We start from the raw sequence: 18,233 nt of genomic DNA on the forward strand, positions 1-18,233 counted from the left end.
AGATCGCCCGAATCAGGACGGATTCGGCCCGAAGCATCCTGATGCGGGCGATTCTCCTGTTTTCGGGCACCGGGGACGGCACCGCGGCGTCGCTCCGCACGCCACCCCCAGTGCGCCCGCGACCGCGCTGAGCACGAACGACGCCAGCATCGTCAGCGCCATCGGGGCGGCGGTGGCCGGGCCGAGCACGCCGCCCAGGGGCGAGATGAGCGAGCCCATGGTGAACTGGGTGAACCCCATGAGGGCAGCACCGGAGCCGGCGGCGAAGGCCGCGCGTGCCAGGGTCAGCGTAGTCGCGTTGGCCAGGAGCGCGGATCCGGCCGCACATGCGGGGATCACCGTGGCGAGGAACGTGGCGACGGTGAGCGTCCCGGTGAGGGCGAAGACTGTCATCGCCGCCATGGCTGCGATCGCGATCGCCTGGCTGATCACCAGCATCCGGCGCGCACCGAACCGCCCCGACAGCGGGGCGTTCACGGCGCTGCCGGCCATCACCGCGAGCGCGTAGGCCATGTACAGGAACGTGAAGCCCCACTCGTCGGTGCGCAGCACGTCCTGCGCGACGAACGACGACGCGCTGACGTGGGTCACGAGGGCGGCGAAGCCGAAGGCCATGGCCAGCGCGTTGCCGACGTAACCGCCGTCGCCCGCGAGCCGGCGGTAATTGCTCAGCAGTCGCCCGATCCGCACCGGCGACCGGTCGGCCACCGCGAGGGTCTCCGGGACGGCGAGGGCAGCGGCCACGAGGTACAGCACGCTCATCACCAGCAGCGCGGCGAAGGTGGCACGCCAGCCGCCGAGCGGGAGAAGGAGCGTCCCCAGCAGCGGGCCGAAGAGCGGGCCGGCGGCAAGCATGCCCATGAGGACGCTGTACGCGCGCGCGGCCTGCGCCCCACGCGCGGTGTCGGAGACGACGGCACGCGTGACGACCACCGCGGCGGATGAGCCGAACCCCTGCAGCACGCGGCCGAGGATGAGCACTCCGAGGGTGGGAGCGAGCAGAACGAGTGCACTGGCCGCGGTGAGCAGCCCGAGGCCCAGCAGCAGCACGCGACGGCGACCGAGACTGTCGGTCATCGCGCCGACCACCAACTGCCCGACCGCCACCCCGAGGAGGAAGCCGGTGAGCGCGAACTGCGCCCCGGCCACCGTCACGCCGAGGTCCGCCGCCATCTGCGCCAGCCCCGGCAGGTAGATGTTGGAGGCGATCGGATTGACCGTCATCAGCAGACCCAGCACGGTGAGGAGGCCGGCCCCGAGTACGGGCGGCGAGTGCGTCGTCGGGGCTGTCCGCCGCGCTGCGCTCACCTTTACCCGCTTCCCCCCGCGTCGTATGCTCAGCGTACGCATTGCGACTTGTTGAACGCAATGCGTACGACCGAGACCGCGAGGTCACGACGCGAGACAAGGACGAGGATGCCCACGCTCCGCAGCAACCTGCCCCCCACTTCCGCCCTCGGCATCGCGCGCCGCGCGCAGTGGCGCTCACTCGGGATCGCCACGGCAGACCTCACCAAGCCCAAGGTCGCGATCGTCAACACGTCCTCCGAGCTGGCCGCCTGCTACGCCCACTTGGATGACATCGCCGACGCGCTCAAGGGGCACCTGCGCGAACTCGGGGTGCTGCCGTTCGAGATCCGCACGACCGCCCCGAGCGATTTCGTCACGAGCGCCGGGCGAGCGGGACGCTACATCCTGCCCAGCCGCGACCTCATCGTGAACGACATCGAAGCCGCCGTGGAAGGCGCCAAGCTCGACGCGATGATCTGCCTGTCGTCCTGCGACAAGACCACCCCGGCGCACCTCATGGCCGCCGGACGGTTGAACATCCCCACCGTCGTGGTCGCGTGCGGCTACCAGCACAGCGGACTGGCCGAGGGGCGCGAGGCCGACGTCGAGGAGGTCTTCCTCCTCGCGGCGATGGCGGCGGTCACCGGCGAGCCCACCGACGACCTGGAGGAGCTCGCCGACGATGCCATCCTGGGTCCGGGCGTGTGCGCAGGGCTGGCCACGGCGAACTCCATGCACATCGTCGCCGAGGCACTGGGGATGGCGGTCACGGGCTCTGCCCCGGTACGGGCCAACAGCGAACGCATGTGGCAGTCGGTGCGGCGCAGCGCGGAGGCCCTGGTCGGCCTGATCGAGCGGGATCTGCGCCCCCGCGAGATCATCACCGACGCGTCGGTGCGCAATGCCGTGCGCGCGATGCTCGCGGTGGGCGGGTCGATCAACACCATCAAGCACCTGCAGGCCATCGCCGTCGAAAGCGGCCTGGACATCGACGTGTGGGAGGAGTTCCGCACCCTGGGGCGCAGCACGCCGCTCCTGGCTTCGGTGCGTCCGAACGGCCCGTGGCTCACGGAGCAGTTCGAAGACGCCGGCGGCGGCGCCACGGTCCTGCGCGAGCTGCTCCCCTTGCTGGACGGCTCGAGCCTCACCGTCGAGGGCAGCACTCTCGCCCATTCCCTCGCCGCCGCCCGCCCCGCCGACGGCGAGATCATCCGCACCGTCGAGGATCCGTTCGGAACCGATCCCGCCATCGCGGTGCTGCGCGGATCGCTGGCCCCCAGTGGCGCGGTCGCCAAACGACCCGTCCCCGACTCGGGCCCGCGGCGGTTCACCGGGCCGGCGCGCATCTTCACCAGCCGCGAGGACGCCATCGCGGCGATCTCGGACGGGCGGCTGCGTCCCGGTGACGTCGCGGTGATCCGCGGCATCGGCGTCAGCGGCGCACCGGGGATGGGACTGACGAGCGCGTTCATCTTCGCCCTGCACGCACGCGGGCTCGCCCACTCGGTCGCGCTCGTCACCGACGGGCAGTTCAGCGGGCTCGTGAACCAGGGCATGACGGTCGGCGAGGTCTCCCCCGAGGCCGCCACTGCGGGCGCTCCACTGGGCCTCGTGCAGGATGACGACCTCATCGACATCGACCTGGCCGACGGCCGGCTCGACCTGCTGGTGGACCCCGCCGAACTCGCCGCGCGCCCGCCCTACGTCCCCCTCCCCGACCGCGACAGCGGCGGCGGGATGCTGGACCAGTACGAGCAGCTCGTGCAGCCCCTCGGCTGCGGCGCGGTGCTGTGCGCCCGCCCGAACGGCCCCTGTCAGCCCGCGGCGGAGGTCGCCGCATCCACCCCCGAGCACACGGAGCACGCATGACCGATCCGACCATCGCCCTGCCCGCCAGCCGCGTCCCCGTGATCGGGGAGTACGACGTCGTCGTGGTCGGCGGCGGGCCCGCCGGCCTGCTCGCGGCCACGGCGGCGTCGCGCGCGGGACGGTCCACACTGCTCATCGAGCGATACGGCTTCCTCGGCGGCGCCGGGACGATGGGCGGGCTGAGCACCTTCTGCGGTCTGCACGCCCGCGTGTACGGCGAGGACCGGCTCGTGGTGCACGGGTTCGCGGACGAGCTGTACGACCGCCTCCACGCCCTCGACGGACTGAACGAGCCGCACCTGTCCGTCGACGACCGCATCCAGGCCGTCGCCTTCGACATCTCGGCGTACAAGATCGCCGCCGACGAACTGCTGCTGGCCGGCGGGGCGGAAGTGCTCTTCCACGCCGTCGCCGTCGACGTGGTGATGTCGGGCGACGACACGATCGACGCGGTCGTCATCGAATCGAAGTCCGGACGCGCTGCCGTGCGCGGGCGGTTCTTCATCGACGGGTCGGGAGACGCCGACATCGCCGCGTGGGCAGGCGCCCCCTACGAGCGGGCCGAGCACCTGCTCTACCCGTCGTTGATGTTCCGGATCAACGGCGTCGACCCGGAGCGCGCCGGCGAAGCGTGGAAGACGATCCGGCGGCGGATGGAGGAGGCAGAGGCCGCCGGCACCCACCGATTCCCCCGCAAGAAGCCGATCGTCCGGCCGCAGCGCAATCCGATCGAGTGGCGCTCGAACCTCACGCAGCTCAGCAACGAGGACGGCTCGGCCATCGACGGCACGGATGTGCGCCAGCTCACGCGGGGCGAGATCCAGGGCCGTCGTCAGGTCAAAGACACCTTCGCGTTCATCCGGGAGAACACCCCCGGGTTCGAGGATGCGTACGTCGTGGACATCGCCCCGCAGATCGGCATCCGCGAGACGCGTCGCATCGTCGGGGAGTACCAGCTCACCGAGCAGGACGTGCTCGGCTGCGCCGACTTCGACGACACGATCGGGGTCAACGGCTGGCCGGTCGAGGCGCATGTGCCCGGCGACGTCGAGTTCCGGTTCCCGCCGGTGGATTCGCGCGGCTACAACCAGCTCCCCTACCGGATGCTGGTGCCCCAGGTCGTACGCAATCTCCTCGTCGCCGGCCGGTGTGCGTCGATGACCCAGCGCGGGCAGTCCTCCGGACGAGTCACCGGCCCGTGCTTCGCCATGGGGCAGGCCGCCGGCACCGCCGCCGACCTCGCGCTGAGCGGTGACGGTACGGGCTCCGGCGTGGATGTGGCGCGACTGAAGGAGCGTCTGGAAGCCGACGGGGCGTTCCTCGGGACGCGCCTGCCGGAGGGTGTGACCGTTCCGGTGGCGTGAGGATCACCGGTCGGCGCGGAAAACCTGCGGGTTCGCGTTGCGGTAGGCCCGGGCGATCTCGTCGGCTGCGGTGCGCAGCACCGGCATGACGGTCTCCGTCAGGCTCTGCTCGGTCTCGCGCACCGTGGTCGACGACGCTGCGATCGCACCGATCGCCTGCCCACCCGCGAGGATCGGCACGGCGACGGCGACCTGGCCCGGATTCAGCTCTTCCAGGGACACGTCGAACCCGCGTTCGCGCACGAGCTCCAGCCGCTCCCGCAACCGGTCGGGATCGGCGACGGTGCGTGGGGTGTAGGTCTCCAGGGCCGTCGAGGCGAGCAGGACGGTGAGTTCCGGCTCGGTCAACTGGGCCAGCAGCACCTTGCCGATCGCGGTGGCGTGAGCGGGCAGACGGTTGCCCACCCGCACCGAGTCCGGCAGCGGCCGACGGTCCTCGACACGGGCGACGTGGATGACCTCGAGTCCGTCCAGTACGCCGATGCTGCACGTCTCACCGGTGCGCTCGACGACCTCCGTCATGTAGGTGTACGAGATCTCCGGCAGCGACGACGCGGTGAAGTATCCCGAGCCGAGCTCCAGGATGCGCGGCGTCAGGCTCCATGACCCGTTCGTGGACTCGGTGTAGCCGAGGTGGGCGAAGGTCAGCAGGATGCGACGGACCACGGGGCGGGCAAGACCCACCCGCGCCGAGATCTCGGCCACGCTCAGCGGCCCCTCCCGGCGATTGAACGCCCGCAGCACCTGGACGGCTCGCTCGATGCTCTGGATCCTGTCGCGCGACCGCTCCTCCGACATGCCGCCCCTCCTGTGCGCGCTCTGCGAGAGAGCGGCACCAGCCTACGGGGACGGCGGCCTACATCCCCTCCCGCAGCCCGTACACCGACTCGTGCCACGGGATGAAGAACCGCTTCGCCTCGTTGACGATGAGGTACAGCGCCAGCCCGATCAGCGAGAGCAGCAGGATGAGGGCGAACGTGCGCGCGGCATCCAGCGAGTTCATCGCCCGCACCACCATCGCGCCGAGCCCCACGCTGCCCCCCAGGTACTCCCCGACGATCGCGCCGGTGGTGGCCAGGACGATCCCGACCTCCATACCGGCGAACAGGTACGGCTGCAGGCTCCGCATCTCCAGCTGGGTGAACATCTGGGCGCGGGAGGCATTGAGGCTCCGCATCACCTCGCGCTGTCCCCGCTCGACCGAGCGCACGCCCAGCAGGACGTTGAGCATGACCGGGAAGAAGGCCAGCAGTGCCGCGAGCAGGACCTTCGAGGTGATGCCGAAGCCGAACCAGATGACGAACAGCGGGATGAAGGCGACCTTCGGCGCCACCTGTGCGACGACGATGAGAGGGCGGATGCTCACTTCGAGCCACGGCAGCTTGCCGAACGCGACGCCGACGATGACGCCCATCAGCACGGCGATGACGAAGCCGACGAGGATCTCGGTCAGGGTCACCGCGGCCTCCCCCCACGTGCTGCCGTCCAGCACGAGCGTCACGAACGCCTCCCCCACCGCTGCCGGCGGCGGGAAGACGAACGGGTTGACCTTCAGCGCCGTGACCAGCACCTGCCACACGACGATGATCAGCACGACCAGCGAGGGTGTGACGATCCACGGCAGGATCTTCAGGATGCGCCCCTCGGACTGGCGGCGCTGCTCGGTGACGACCGTCGTCGTCGTGGGTTCTTCCGGCGGGGCCGCCTGCGCAGTTGCCATGGGGTCAGTCCTCCTCGTCGAGGTCGTGGCGAAGGTTCCGGACGATGTCGTTGAACCCGGGGGTGGTCTGCAGTTCGATGCCGCGCGGCTTGGCGTCCGGGACCGGCAGGATCTGACGGATGCGCCCGGGGCGGGGCGTCATGTGCACCACCCGGTCGGCGAGGAACACCGCTTCGGGGATGTCGTGCGTGACGAACACGACGGTCGAGCCGGTCTCCAGGACGATGCGCTGCAGTTCGAGATTCATGCGCTCGCGCGTCAGGGCATCCAGCGCACCGAACGGCTCGTCCATCAGCAGCAGGTCCGGTTTCGTGCTCAGCGCGCGCGCGATGGCGGCCCGCTGACGCATGCCGCCGGACAGCTCCCGGGGAAACGACTTCTCGAATCCGCTCAGCCCCACGAGGGCGGCGAGCTCGGTCGCCCTCTTCCGGCGTGCGGCCTTGTCCACTCCGCGCAGCTTGAGCGGCAGCGCGATGTTGTCCAGGACCGAGAACCAGGGGAAGAGGTTGCTCTCCTGGAAGACGAAGCCCAGCCGCGTCACGGCGGAGCTCTCGACGTGGCCGTTGCGCCAGAGATGACGCCCATCCACCTCGATGGTCCCCGACGTCGGGGACAGCAGGCCCCCGATCATGCGCAGAAGCGTGGTCTTGCCGCATCCGGATCGACCGATGAGTGCGACGAACTCGCCTCGCTCGATATCGAGATCGATCCCGGAGACGGCGTGGGTGACGCCGGCCTTGGTGTGGAAGTCCCGCCCTACGCCGCGGATGCGGAGCCGCGGCAGAACCTGCTCCTCGCCGGCCTGCTCGGGCCCCGCGACGGTCGCCTGGTTGCTCATGTGATCTCCTCGGATCGTGTCACTCGGCCGGGACGTGATCGTCGATGATCCACTCCGCCGGGTCCTGTCCGCCCTCGAGCAGCCCTGCCGCCACGTACGTGTCGTACGTGGCGGTCCACGCCTCCATGTTGTTCTCCAGCAGGGAGGCCCCGCCGTCCGCGTCCACCCAGGTCTGCGTCGTGTAGATCTCGAGTGCGTCGGCAGCGACCTCGTCGTCCGCCAGGGCGGGGAAGCTCCAGTCACCGCTGTCGCGCAGGGTCTTCAGGACATTCGAGAACCCGTTCGGCGCGTCGTCGATGACGTCCTGCACCGCTTCCTGGATCGCGGCCAGGAACGCCTCGATCTGGGCGACCTTCGTCTCGTCCTGGAGGTTGGCTTCGGTGGTGATCCAGGTCTGGATGTCGGGCGCGTCGCCCAGGCCCGCGTCGTCGACGACGGCGTCGTCGTTCTGCTGCCCGATCGCGAGCGACGTGTCCAGGCTCACGATGTAGCCGTCCAGCTGCCCCTGCCGCACGACCTCGAGGGTCGCTGCCGTCACCGGTACGGCCTGGCGCGTCACCGAGTCGGCGGCGATTCCGGCGTCGTCCAGGGTGAGATCCAGCAGCTTCTCGCTGGTGCCTCCGACCGAGCCCATGCCGATCGTCTTGCCCTCGATGTCGGCGGGCGACTCGATGGGGCTCCCCTCGACGGAGATCATGCGGAGGTTCGACTTGTAGGCCATCGTGCCGACGGCCCGGATGGGCTGACCGTCCTCCATCGGCGGGAAGACGTCGACGGTGCTCGCTCGGGTGATGGTGGTCGCGCCGCCCAGCAGCGACTGGATCGCCGCCGAGGTGCCCTGCACCGGCTGCAGCTGCACGTCGAGCCCGTGCTTTTCGAAGTACCCGCCCGAGTAGGCGAACATCTCGGGGGTGAAGCTGAAGGATTCCAGCGGGAGGAAGGTGACGACCGTCATGCTTCCCAGGTCGACTTCGCCCGTGCCCTCGGTGGTCGCGGGCTCCGCGTCGCCCCCCGAGCACCCCGAGAGGGCGAGGGCGCCGGCGGCCACGGAGGCAACGAGAAGCAGAGAGTGACGTCGGATGGCCTTTCGGCGGACTGCTGTGATCATGTCTGACTCCTGTGTCGGGACCCGCTCACGCCGTTGCGAGCGTCAGGTCGAGTCTGCGAAGGACGAGGCGGGGTGCCAACCACTTTTTCACCCAATGGAACCGTCCACCGCGGGCCACACGCGGATGCGTCCGGATGTGCCGTCGACCTCCACGGTGTCGCCGGTGCGGATGGTGCGGTGCGGGAGGGGCTCGGCGCCCACCACGGTCGGCACGCGCGTGAGGATGGCGCCCAGGACGGCTTTGGTCGTGACCACGTCGAAGACCATCCCGGCCGGCGCGGTGCCCATCAGCCGGGTGCTCTGGAAGAAGCTGGACCACCCCGACGACCCCTTCGCGCCGGGGAAGACGAGGATGCGGCCGGTGAAGCAGACGCCGAACAGTTCGTGTCGCGGCTCGATCACCGTGCCGGTGGCGACGTCGATCCCCCCGAAGCCGGAGATGGGCTCCGCGGTGACCAGCGCGGAGGCGCGCACCACGCCGCCCACGATTCCACGCCCGGTCAGTTCGATCACGCGAGCTCTCCGCGCCACCGGCCCGTGAGCGCCGCATCCACGCACTCGGCGGTCGTGCCGAACCACGCCTCGATGCCGAGGATCGCCGGGAGGTAATGCGCCTGCTTGGCCGAATCCGTCGCCATGACGCGGGTCCCCGGGGGAGCCGCCCGCGACATGGCGGGGCAGGAGTCGGTCAGCACGTGGCCACCGGCCCGCATGATGGTGCGCGTCCATCCGGCGCGCAGCGATTCCGCGGCCAGCGCGCGCGGAAGCATGACCCACAGCTGCGCGCTCGTGCTGAGGCGGCGGCCATCGAGCAGCTGGGCGATCTCGGCGACCTGCTCCAGGGATGCGTGCGGGCATCCCAGCAGCACGAAGTCGACGTCGGTGCTCGTGCCCTGTGCGTTCAGCGTCTCGTAAACGGCCGCGCGCTCCCGCTTTCCGTAACGGATCGGTTCCACAGGCGAGCGGCCGCCGAACGCCGCCTCGAGGGTCGGGGCCTCCGGGGTCACCCCGGGAAGGTGGTAGATCTCGACGCCACCGGAGGTCGCGGTCGCGGCACCGAAGTGCTTGAGGTTGGAATCGCCGGCCGCGTGCAGCCGGCCGGTGACCGCCGGCCGCGCTTCCTGGACCGCCTCGCCGACGAAATACCCCAACATGCCCCATTCACGGAAGTCGGCGACATCGATCTCGGCCGAGACGTGGTGAGTGGCGTAGCGGTTCTCCGGCACGTGATTGCCCCAGTAGGGGATCTTGCCGGTGAGTGACGCGGCACCCGTGGATGCTGCGCCCTCGCAGTTGGTGCGGGCGCCGAGGACGGAGTTGGCGTAGACGACCGCGGAGGACTCCATCCAGGCGCAGTGCTCATCGCGCGCGGGCACGTTCCCCACCTGGTAGGGCGTGCACGTGGCCAGGACGGTCACGCCGCGATCGGTGAAGTACGACTCCGCCTCATCCTGCATCCGGATGTTCTGCACCGGGTACGCCGTCAGCCCCTCCGCGTCCGCGCCGAAGCCGTGCTGGAGCTGACAGGTCGGCACCCGCATCGGGGGGATGTCGAGGGTGCGATCGGAGTCCAGGTTGATCACCGCGAAGGCGCGCTCCCAGCCTCCCTCCGCCACCAGCGCGGCCTTGGCCGGGGAGGGCTGGGTCATGGTCCCGGCGACGTTGCGGGTCTCGACCAGACGCTCGGCACCGAGCGCGTCGCCGTAGCGGATGAGCAGGTCCATCGCGGCGGCGACGGCATCCCCCTCGTCGCCGTCGCGCATCCGCTTCTCCTGCTCGGTCAGGCGCACGGGAGGTTCCTCAGTGCGCGGCCGGCAGAACCACGTGGTCGAGGGAGTACGGCGTCGGCTCGAGCGCCTGCGCCATGATCGCCTCCATCACCGGCTGGGGGACGAGGCAGTCGGCGCACGCGCCTTCGGTCGCATCGATGCGGACGACGATGCGGTCGGCCTCTGCCGGCTGCCAGCTCAGGACGTACCCGTCGGCGGCCATCATCTCGGTGAACTGCGCCAGCGCGGCATCCACCGTCGTGGCGTCCTGCGATCCGCTCATCATGAGCCTCCGATTCTGCTGAGCGAGAGAGGAATCTCCCGCGGGGGGTTGAGGGTGAAGATCTCCACGACCGCCGAGACCCCGGCGTTGTCGGCGCCGGCGACCATGATCTGCACCGAGGTGGGGTTGCTCAGCGCCGGGACGCGGTCGGGGGTGTCGGTCGCGCTGGCGCTGTCGGGCATCGAATCGGGGTGGGAGCCGGGCAGACGCCACCGGGTCTTGTGCGACAGCGCGTCCTTGCCGACGGCGGCGAGGTCCTCTCGCCGCTGCGTTGCGTGCGCGAAGACGAAGTCGCGGAGATCCTGTTTGCTCCACCCGGCGCGTGCGAAGACGTCGGCGTGCTCGGGGGTGAGGACCAGCAGCGCGCTGGTGTATTCGTGGATCAGCGCGCCGGTCCGTGCGATGGTGTCGACGAAATCGCGCGCGAGCTGTTCCGGCTCCTGGGTGTGGCGGGCCTCGATGTGGATGACCGAGCGGATGACGAATGCCGTGACCACGTCGTCATCGGCGGCATAGCCGTGTTCGACGTGGAGCGGCTCCCACGGGCTCTGCTCCTCGTTCTCGGCGAGACACGACGAGTACTTGGCGGGGGTGCCCTGCGTGGCCTGGTCGAGCTTGTGCGGATGCAGGCCGAACACGTTGATGCAGCCGAGCCGGATGGCTCGCCCGATCGTGGCGTTGGCGCGGAACCCGGAGCCGAAGACGTTCCCGCGGCTGTTGAGTCCGATCCGCTCGCGGATGGGGCCGTTGACCACGAGCAGCGGTGCGGTTCCCGTCGTGGACTGCCAGATGCCGCGGGCGGGATGCGGCTCGGCGGCGATGGCCAGCCACGCGGACACCACGACGGGGAAGTACTCCGGACGGCACCCCGCCATCGCCGCGTTGATGGCGGCCAGCCGCACCGTCAGGCGACGATTGAGATGCCCGATCTCGAAGAGCACCTCTTCGGGGTCGCGCGGCACCGTGGCCAGGAACGCGTCCAGCAGCGACTGCGTGACCGGGACGACGGGGAGACCGTCGGTCCACTCGTTGTCGTAGTAGTACTCGACGAGCTCCTGCACGCGCTCGGAGTCGGCGGTGGCCTGCGCCGGTGTGATCGTGGTCATCGTCATCCTTCCTCCACGCCGAGGATCCGCAGGACCTCCGGCATCACGGTCGCCGCACGCTCGCGGACCTCCTGCGCCGACAGACTCGCCATAGGGTGGGCGACGGCCGTGAAGTCGAACGCGGGGAATCCCTGCACCTGCGCCATCGCCCGTCCCGACATGAGGAACGAATCGGACGTGATCGCGACGGCGGGAACCCCTGCCCGCTCGAACAGGATCCCGTCCGCCACCGTGGCGGCCGAGCACGATCCGCAGTCCCCCACCGCGGTGACGACGAGATCGTTCTCCGACGCGATCTGCTCGAGCAGCTCGCCGGCGACGGGGGTGCCGAAGTAGTCCTTCGTGTACAGCGTCGCCTCACCCGCACCGTGGTCGCCCTGCAACCGGGCGGCGATCTCCTCCAGAAGCATCGTGGAGTTCGGCTTGGTGTTGTCCAGCAACCCGATGCGAAGTCCCTTCAGGCTGACCGGCCGTGGTGCGAGGGTGCCGTCTGCGGCGCCCTCCGCCATGCCGGTCGGGTCCAGGAGCGCTTCTTGCCATGCCATGTCGGTGTCCCCTCGGTACGTCTGTGTCCAGGCGCGGTCAGACTGCCACGGGCCGGTGCGACTCGCGCAGGGCCGTTTTCACTCGATGGAAAGGTGGGTGCTCGTCCGGGTGCGCGCCGGACAGGATGCTGAGCAGACACGACAGAGGGAGCGTCGGTGCAGCCACCCATACCCGCGACGATGCGGGCCGCCATCCTCGAGGGCGACTCACCGACCTTGACGGTGCGCGAGATCGCCACCCCGCGTCCGGGGCCGGACGAGGTCCTGCTCGAGGTGATCGCGTGCGGGGTGTGCCATACCGACCTGCACGTGATGAAGGGCGAGGTCGCCTTCCCTCGACCGGCGGTGCTGGGGCACGAGGTCAGCGGGCGCGTCGTCGCGATCGGCGGGGGGACCGAGGATCCGAACGGCCTCGCGATCGGCGACACGGTCGTGGCCGGATTCATCATGCCGTGCCGTTCCTGCCGGCAGTGCCGGCGTGGGCGGGATGACCTGTGCATCGAGTTCTTCGGGCAGAACCGGCTGAAGGGGACGCTGTTCGACGGCCGCAGCCGCCTCAGCATGCCGGACGGCTCGTTTCTGGCCATGTACTCGATGGGCGGATTGGCCGAGTACTGCGTCGTCCCCATTTCGGCGCTGACGCACCTGCCCGACACGCTCGACCCGGAGACCTCCTGCCTGCTGGGATGCGCCGGTCTCACGTCCTACGGAGCGGTGTTCCGCGCCGCAGAGGTGGAGCCGGGGACCACGGTCGCGATCGTCGGGGTCGGCGGGGTGGGCTCGAGCCTGATCCCCATGGCGCGGGCGGCGGGAGCGACCACGATCGTCGCGGTCGACATCGCCGCCGACAAGCTCGAAGCCGCGCGTGAACTGGGCGCCACGGTGCTCGTGGATGCCCGCGCAGAGGACCCGGTGGCAGCGGTACGGGCCGCCACCGGCGGCGTGGACGTCGCCTTCGAGGCGCTCGGCCGCGCGCAGACGTTCGGCCAGGCTCTCGGGATGCTCGCCGAGGGCGGCCGCCTCGTGGCCATCGGCATCGCTCCGGCCGGGACGACGGCAGAGGTGGAGATCACCCCCCTGGTGCGGCGCGGACAGCAGATCGTCGGTTCCTTCGGCGGGCGGACGCGGCACGATCTGCCGATCGTCGCATCCCTCGCCGCACAGGGCGCCTACGACACCGAGCGGCTGGTGACCCGCCGCTACCGCCTGGAAGACGCGAACGCGGCCTATGCGGCGCTGGCTCGCGGGGAGATCACCGGCCGCGCCATCATCACGACCCGCCGCGAGGCGGAGAGGGAGACGACATGACGATCGAGGCGATACCGCTCACCGAACTGAGCCGGCAGAAGGGGCGGGAGCTGGGCCCCTCGCCGTGGCACACCATCACGCAGCACGACATCGACGTGTACGCCGATCTGACCGGCGATGACAACCCGATCCACGTGGACGAGGCCGCCGCGGCGGCCAGCCCGTTCGGCGGACGCATCGCACACGGCATGCTGACCCTGAGCATGGTGGTCCGCCCGCTCAGGGAGATCTACCGCGTCAGCGGCGCCACCACCGGTATCGTCTACGGTTTCGACCGCATCCGCTTCCCCGCGCCGGTGCCCTCGGGTTCACGCATCCGAGTGCGTGGACGCATCGCCGAGGTCGAGGAGAGGCAGGATTCGGTGCAGGTGACGCTCGCCCTCGCGTTCGAGGTCGAAGGCGGTGGCGACAAGCCCGCCGTCGTGGCCGATCTCGTGCTGAGGCACTTCCGGTGAGCGCGGTGCGACTGGACGACCGCGTCGCGATCGTCACGGGCGCCGGCCGGAGCCTCGGCCGCGCCTACGCGCGCGCACTGGCCGAGGCGGGCGCGGCGGTCGTGGTCAACGACGTGGATGCGGCCGCCGCCGAGACCGTGGTGTCCGAGATCATCGAGGCCGGCGGCAGCGCCGTCGCCGAGGCGGGCCCGGTCGGCCCGACCGCGACCGCGCAGGCGCTGGTCGACCGTGCTGTGGCCGAATTCGGCCGCCTGGACGTGCTGGTGGCCAATGCCGGCGTGCTGCGGGACCGGGTGCTGTGGAAGATGTCCGACGAGGACTTCAACGCGGTCGTGGACACGCATCTGCGCGGATCGTTCACGTGCGGCCGGGCGGCGGCGCAGCACTTCCGGGACCGCGGCGAGGGCGGCCGGATCATCCTCATCGGCTCTCCGGCCGGGCAGTTCGGCAGCTTCGGGCAGACCAATTACTCGGCGGTCAAGGCCGGAATCGTCGCCATGGCGCGCACGTGGTCGCTGGAGCTGGCCCGGGCCGGCGTGACGGTCAACACCATCGTGCCGACCGCGCTCTCGCCGATGACGGCGACCATCCCCGAGTACACGCAGGCCTACCACGACCACCTCGCCGGCCTGCCGATCCCCGAGCACCTGCGCCGCGAGCGGGCCCTGGGGTCGGTCGACGACGTCGCACCGCTCGTGGTGTGGCTGGCCTCGGACCGCGCCGCACACGTGACAGGGCAGGCGATCGGGATCGGCGGCGACCGGCTCACGCTGTACTCCCACCCCGACGTGCTCGCCACCGACGACGCACCGGGAGGGTGGAGCGCGGAGGCCATCGACAGCGCCTGGTCGGAGCGGTTCGCCGCGATGGCCCAGCTCTCGGGCCCGCCTTCGCGCCGGGAGGAGCCGGTATGAGCGGCATCCACTACAGCGATCTGTGGCAGGGCATCGCCGCGGCGGACCCGGACCGGCCGGCGATCATCACCGGCCGCGAGACGATGACGTACGCGCGCTTCGCGGCGGAGGCCGGCGCAGTGGCCCGCCACCTGCGAGAGCACGGCGTCGGCGTCGGCGATGCCGCGGCCCTGCTGCTGTACAACCGGACCGAGTATCTGACCTTCTTCTGGGCATGCCTGGCCATCGGCGCGGCACCGGTCGCGATCAACTACCGCTACCCGGGCCGGCGAAGTGCGGGCGCTCCTGGAGGACAGCCAGGCGAAGGTGCTCATCGCGCCGACCTCCCTGGGAGACATCGCGCGGGAGGCGGCGGCGGGCATCGAACCGGCCGTCGCGCTCGTCTCGGTCGACGACGACGGCGGACCGGCCCTGGCCGGCGCGGTCGCCTATGCCGACATCGTCGCCGCTGGCGGCACACTGCCGTCGGCGGCACCACGGGGGGCGCACCTCCGGCTGTACACCGGCGGGACCACGGGGATGCCGAAGGCAGTCGTGTGGGACATGGACACCCTCCTGGAAGCGCGCCGTCAGTCCACGTGGGGCGTCATCGGCATCGAGCCGCCGGCGGATCTGGCCGGCGCCGTGCGGATCGCCACCGACCCCGCCACGCCGCGCGTGGCGACCCTGCCGCTGCCGCCCATGCTGCACGGCACGGCGCAGTCGATGTCGATGGGCACCCTCGCCCTGGGCGGGGCCCTCGTGCTCCACGACGAGGCGCACCTGGACCTCGCCGCAGCGCTGCGGCTGGTGCACGATCACCGGGTGACCCGGCTCGTGGTCGCCGGCGACGCGGTCGCCCTGCCGTTCGTCGAGGCCGTGGAAGCCGACGGGCGCGGCCTGCCCCACGTGGATTCGATCTTCAGCTCGGGGATGCGATTCAGCGACGCGGTGAAGCGGCGGCTGCACGCGCAGGGCGACATCATGATCGTCGACCTGCTGGCCTCGAGCGAGGGCGGCCCGTTCGCCTTCGGCACCACGCGTTCGGCCGAAGACCTGCCCGCACAGTTCATGCTCACTCCAGGGACCGTGCTGCTGAGCGAGGAGAACACCGAGATCCCGCTCGAGCCGGGAGCGCTCGGCATCCTCGCCTTCCGAGGAGTGCTCCCGCGTGGCTACCACGGTGACCCGGAGAAGACCGCCCGCGCGTTCCCGACGATCGGTGAGCACCGGTACGTGGTGCCGGGCGACTGGGCGCGCGCCCGGGGCGACGGATCGATCGAGCTGCTCGGGCGCCTCAGCGCCGTGGTCAACACCGGGGGGCGAGAAGGTGTTCCCCGCCGAAGTCGAGGAACAGCTGCTGGCACATCCGAGCGTCGCCGACGCGGTCGTCTTCGGTCTGCCCCACGAGCGCTTCGGCGAGGTGGTCAGCGCCATGATCGTGCCGGTGGAAGACACCGAGATCGATCTGGGCGCGCTGGTGTCGCACCTGGACGAGCATCTGGCCGGATACAAGAAACCGCGGCACTTCTTCGTCCGCGACTCACTGGAGCGCAGCCCCACCGGCAAGGTGGAGCTCGCCCGGATCAAGGCGGACGCGTCCCGGGAGCGGGACGCGTCCAGACAGGGGGCACGATGACCATCGACCTGAACGCGATCAGCGCGATCGACATGCACGCCCACGTCCACATCGACGGCAGCGGCCGCACCGCGTCGCCGCCGCAGCTGACGGCCGCGATGGCCGCCTACTTCGGCAGCAGCGAGCCGCCCCGCACGGTGGAGCAGACGGCGCAGTACTACCGCGAACGCGGGATGGCCGCGGTGGTGTTCACGATCGACGCGACCACGAACCTCGGTCACGCGCCCAACAGCATCGACGACCTCGTCGCCGGGGCCCACCGCAACGCCGACGTGCTCATCCCCTTCGGCAGCGTCGACCCTTTGCAGGGCGAGGCCGCCGTGGAGGAGGCGCAGCGGCAGGTGACCGAACTCGGCGTGCGCGGCTTCAAGTTCCACCCCTCGGTGCAGGGGTTCGATCCCTCCGCGGAGGAGTTCACCCCCCTGTGGTCGGCGATCGAGCAGCTGCAGGTGCCGATCCTCGTGCACACGGGGCAGACCGGGGCCGGCGCCGGGACCCCCGGCGGGTGGGGATTCCGGCTCTCACTGTCGAACCCCATGCTGCTGGACGACGTCGCGGCGCGGCATCCCGATCTGCAGATCATCATGGCCCACCCGAGCGTGCCGTGGCAGGACGAGGCGATCTCCATCGCCACGCACAAGCTCAACACCTGGATCGACCTGTCCGGGTGGTCGCCGAAGTACTTCTCCCCGGCCCTGGTGCGGGCCGCGCGCACCTACCTCAAGCACAAGATGCTCTTCGGCACGGATCTGCCCGCCCTGACCCCCGACCGCTGGCTCCGGGATTTCGACGGCCTGGAGTTTCCGGATGAGGTGCGCGCGATGATCCTGAAGGACAACGCGGCGCGTCTCCTGGGCCTGTCATCGTGAGCGCATCCGCGCCGGTCGACCTCTTCGGGTTCGCCGAACGGCTCACGGCGGTGGAGCGGGACAAACTGCGGCAGCTGCGCGAACTGCTCGACGCGCGCGCCCGTCCGCACCTCGCGCAGTGGTGGGAGGAGGCCCACAGCCCGGCCCATCTTCGCGCCGAGCTGGCGGCGCTCCGCCTGGAGGACGACCCGGCGCTGCTCGGCGAGGACGGCCTGCCCCGTGCCGTGTACATCGGATTCCGCCACTTCGAGCTCGCGCGCTTCGACATGTCCATCGGCACCCTGTACGGGGGCCAGGTCGGCATGTTCCGCACGCTCGTGCGCAGTGGCGGTTCGGCGGAGCAGGTCGCACGGTGGGACCCCCGCATCCCCTCGTTCGATCTGACCGGATGCTTCGCGCTCACCGAACCCGATCACGGCTCGGACGTGGCCGGCGGCATGGAGACGGTCGCCACCCGCGACGGCGATGAGTGGCGCCTCACCGGGCACAAGCGGTGGATCGGCAACGCCGCGCTGTCGGAGGTCATGGTCGTCGTCGCCCGCGACGCCGCCGACGGGCGCGCCAAGGCGTTCCTCGTCCCCCGGGAGGCCCCCGGGGTGGCCGTCACCGACATCACCGGCAAGCTCGCGCTCCGCATGGTGCGCAACGGCGACATCGAGCTCCGCGACGTGCGCGTACCCGAGTCCGACCGGCTCGCCCGCATCCACTCGTTCGCCGACATCGCGGCGATCCTCGCCCAGCTGCGCTACGTCGTCGCATGGAACGCGGCCGGCCTGCAGGCAGGGGCGTACGAGGCGGCCCTGGCCTACGCGATGCGGCGGACCCAGTTCGGCCGGCCGATCGCGGGATTCCAGCTCGTGCAGGAGAAGCTGGCGCGGATGCTCGGGAACGCCACCGCGACGCTCGCCATGGCGATGCGGATGACGGAGCTGCGCGATGCCGGCCGGGCGGAGGAGGTCCATGCCGCCCTCACCAAGGGGTGGGTCGCCGACCGCGCCCGCGAGACCGTCGCCCTCGCCCGCGAAGTGTGCGGTGCGGAGGGGATCCGGGTCGACTCCGACGTCGCGCGCTTCTTCGCCGACGCCGAGGCGCTGTACACGTTCGAGGGCACGCACGAGATGAACGCACTGATCGTCGGCCGGGCCATCACCGGCCTGAGCGCGTTCACCCGCTGACC

At 70.6% G+C, this 18,233-nt stretch carries 18 protein-coding genes and 2 pseudogenes; 10 read left to right on the forward strand and 10 right to left on the reverse strand.

The window, feature by feature from the left end; all coding sequences use genetic code 11:
• Positions 1 to 12: 12 nt before the first annotated feature.
• A complete protein-coding gene (locus F6J85_RS15740) occupies positions 13 to 1,308 on the reverse strand; it encodes a Bcr/CflA family efflux MFS transporter (protein ID WP_191906656.1) in 1,296 nt (431 codons plus the stop codon).
• A 108-nt stretch (positions 1,309 to 1,416) separates the two neighbouring features.
• Here F6J85_RS15740 and F6J85_RS15745 point away from each other — a divergent pair, with 108 nt between their 5' ends.
• A complete protein-coding gene (locus tag F6J85_RS15745) occupies positions 1,417 to 3,159 on the forward strand; it encodes a dihydroxy-acid dehydratase domain-containing protein (protein WP_150926482.1) in 1,743 nt (580 codons plus the stop codon).
• Positions 3,156 to 4,523, forward strand: a complete 1,368-nt coding sequence (locus tag F6J85_RS15750) for an FAD-dependent oxidoreductase (RefSeq protein ID WP_150926484.1) — start codon at positions 3,156 to 3,158, stop codon at positions 4,521 to 4,523. Before F6J85_RS15745 ends, F6J85_RS15750 begins: the two co-directional genes overlap by 4 nt.
• A 3-nt stretch (positions 4,524 to 4,526) precedes the next feature.
• Here F6J85_RS15750 and F6J85_RS15755 read toward each other — a convergent pair whose 3' ends face one another.
• From F6J85_RS15755 to F6J85_RS15795, 9 genes are all read right to left on the reverse strand, one after another.
• The gene (locus F6J85_RS15755; protein ID WP_150920813.1) at positions 4,527 to 5,321 is read right to left on the reverse strand and encodes an IclR family transcriptional regulator domain-containing protein; all 795 of its coding nucleotides are present in this window, start codon (positions 5,319 to 5,321) and stop codon (positions 4,527 to 4,529) included.
• 58 nt (positions 5,322 to 5,379) lie between these two features.
• Positions 5,380 to 6,243 (reverse strand): ABC transporter permease, encoded by an 864-nt coding sequence (locus F6J85_RS15760; RefSeq protein ID WP_150920814.1) that lies wholly within the window; start codon positions 6,241 to 6,243, stop codon positions 5,380 to 5,382.
• Between the two features lie 4 nt (positions 6,244 to 6,247).
• Complete coding sequence (locus tag F6J85_RS15765) at positions 6,248 to 7,081, reverse strand: ABC transporter ATP-binding protein (protein WP_150926486.1); 834 nt, start codon at positions 7,079 to 7,081, stop codon at positions 6,248 to 6,250.
• A 19-nt stretch (positions 7,082 to 7,100) separates the two neighbouring features.
• Positions 7,101 to 8,189 carry an ABC transporter substrate-binding protein gene (locus F6J85_RS15770; RefSeq protein WP_150926488.1) on the reverse strand — a complete coding sequence of 363 codons (1,089 nt, stop codon included), beginning with the start codon at positions 8,187 to 8,189 and terminating at the stop codon, positions 7,101 to 7,103.
• A gap of 87 nt (positions 8,190 to 8,276) precedes the next feature.
• Positions 8,277 to 8,702: an aconitase X swivel domain-containing protein gene (locus F6J85_RS15775; RefSeq protein WP_150926490.1), complete on the reverse strand. Its 426-nt coding sequence runs from the start codon at positions 8,700 to 8,702 to the stop codon at positions 8,277 to 8,279.
• Positions 8,699 to 9,979 (reverse strand): aconitase X, encoded by a 1,281-nt coding sequence (locus tag F6J85_RS15780; RefSeq protein ID WP_150926492.1) that lies wholly within the window; start codon positions 9,977 to 9,979, stop codon positions 8,699 to 8,701. The genes F6J85_RS15775 and F6J85_RS15780 overlap by 4 nt, the downstream gene beginning before the upstream one ends.
• A gap of 10 nt (positions 9,980 to 9,989) precedes the next feature.
• Positions 9,990 to 10,241 (reverse strand): hypothetical protein, encoded by a 252-nt coding sequence (locus F6J85_RS15785; protein WP_167758099.1) that lies wholly within the window; start codon positions 10,239 to 10,241, stop codon positions 9,990 to 9,992.
• Entirely contained in the window at positions 10,241 to 11,347 is a 1,107-nt protein-coding gene (locus F6J85_RS15790) for a hypothetical protein (protein WP_150926494.1), read from the reverse strand. The genes F6J85_RS15785 and F6J85_RS15790 overlap by 1 nt, the downstream gene beginning before the upstream one ends.
• A gap of 2 nt (positions 11,348 to 11,349) precedes the next feature.
• Positions 11,350 to 11,892 (reverse strand): UGSC family (seleno)protein, encoded by a 543-nt coding sequence (locus F6J85_RS15795; protein ID WP_150926496.1) that lies wholly within the window; start codon positions 11,890 to 11,892, stop codon positions 11,350 to 11,352.
• Between the two features lie 156 nt (positions 11,893 to 12,048).
• Here F6J85_RS15795 and F6J85_RS15800 point away from each other — a divergent pair, with 156 nt between their 5' ends.
• The 8 genes and pseudogenes from F6J85_RS15800 to F6J85_RS15830 all read left to right on the forward strand — a co-directional run bounded on the left by F6J85_RS15800 (position 12,049) and on the right by F6J85_RS15830 (position 18,231).
• Positions 12,049 to 13,200 (forward strand): zinc-binding dehydrogenase, encoded by a 1,152-nt coding sequence (locus F6J85_RS15800; protein ID WP_238706985.1) that lies wholly within the window; start codon positions 12,049 to 12,051, stop codon positions 13,198 to 13,200.
• Positions 13,197 to 13,655, forward strand: coding sequence for a MaoC family dehydratase (locus tag F6J85_RS15805; protein WP_150926499.1), 459 nt, complete (start codon positions 13,197 to 13,199; stop codon positions 13,653 to 13,655). Before F6J85_RS15800 ends, F6J85_RS15805 begins: the two co-directional genes overlap by 4 nt.
• Positions 13,652 to 14,569 carry an SDR family NAD(P)-dependent oxidoreductase gene (locus tag F6J85_RS15810; protein WP_202980846.1) on the forward strand — a complete coding sequence of 306 codons (918 nt, stop codon included), beginning with the start codon at positions 13,652 to 13,654 and terminating at the stop codon, positions 14,567 to 14,569. The genes F6J85_RS15805 and F6J85_RS15810 overlap by 4 nt, the downstream gene beginning before the upstream one ends.
• Positions 14,566 to 14,814, forward strand: a pseudogene (locus F6J85_RS18320) (AMP-binding protein); the annotation flags it as partial. The gene F6J85_RS15810 and the pseudogene F6J85_RS18320, both read left to right, overlap by 4 nt.
• Positions 14,815 to 14,839: 25 nt before the next feature.
• Positions 14,840 to 15,700 (forward strand): annotated as a pseudogene (locus tag F6J85_RS15815) (AMP-binding protein); the annotation flags it as partial.
• A gap of 178 nt (positions 15,701 to 15,878) precedes the next feature.
• On the forward strand, positions 15,879 to 16,187 hold the full coding sequence (locus F6J85_RS15820) for an AMP-binding enzyme (RefSeq protein WP_191906657.1): 309 nt from the start codon (positions 15,879 to 15,881) through the stop codon (positions 16,185 to 16,187).
• Complete coding sequence (locus F6J85_RS15825; protein ID WP_150926505.1) at positions 16,184 to 17,056, forward strand: amidohydrolase family protein; 873 nt, start codon at positions 16,184 to 16,186, stop codon at positions 17,054 to 17,056. Before F6J85_RS15820 ends, F6J85_RS15825 begins: the two co-directional genes overlap by 4 nt.
• Positions 17,053 to 18,231, forward strand: a complete 1,179-nt coding sequence (locus F6J85_RS15830) for an acyl-CoA dehydrogenase family protein (RefSeq protein ID WP_150926507.1) — start codon at positions 17,053 to 17,055, stop codon at positions 18,229 to 18,231. The genes F6J85_RS15825 and F6J85_RS15830 overlap by 4 nt, the downstream gene beginning before the upstream one ends.
• The last annotated feature ends 2 nt before the right edge of the window (positions 18,232 to 18,233 follow it).

Origin of the sequence: Microbacterium lushaniae, from assembly GCF_008727775.1 — a bacterium.
Lineage (GTDB): Bacteria > Actinomycetota > Actinomycetes > Actinomycetales > Microbacteriaceae > Microbacterium > Microbacterium lushaniae.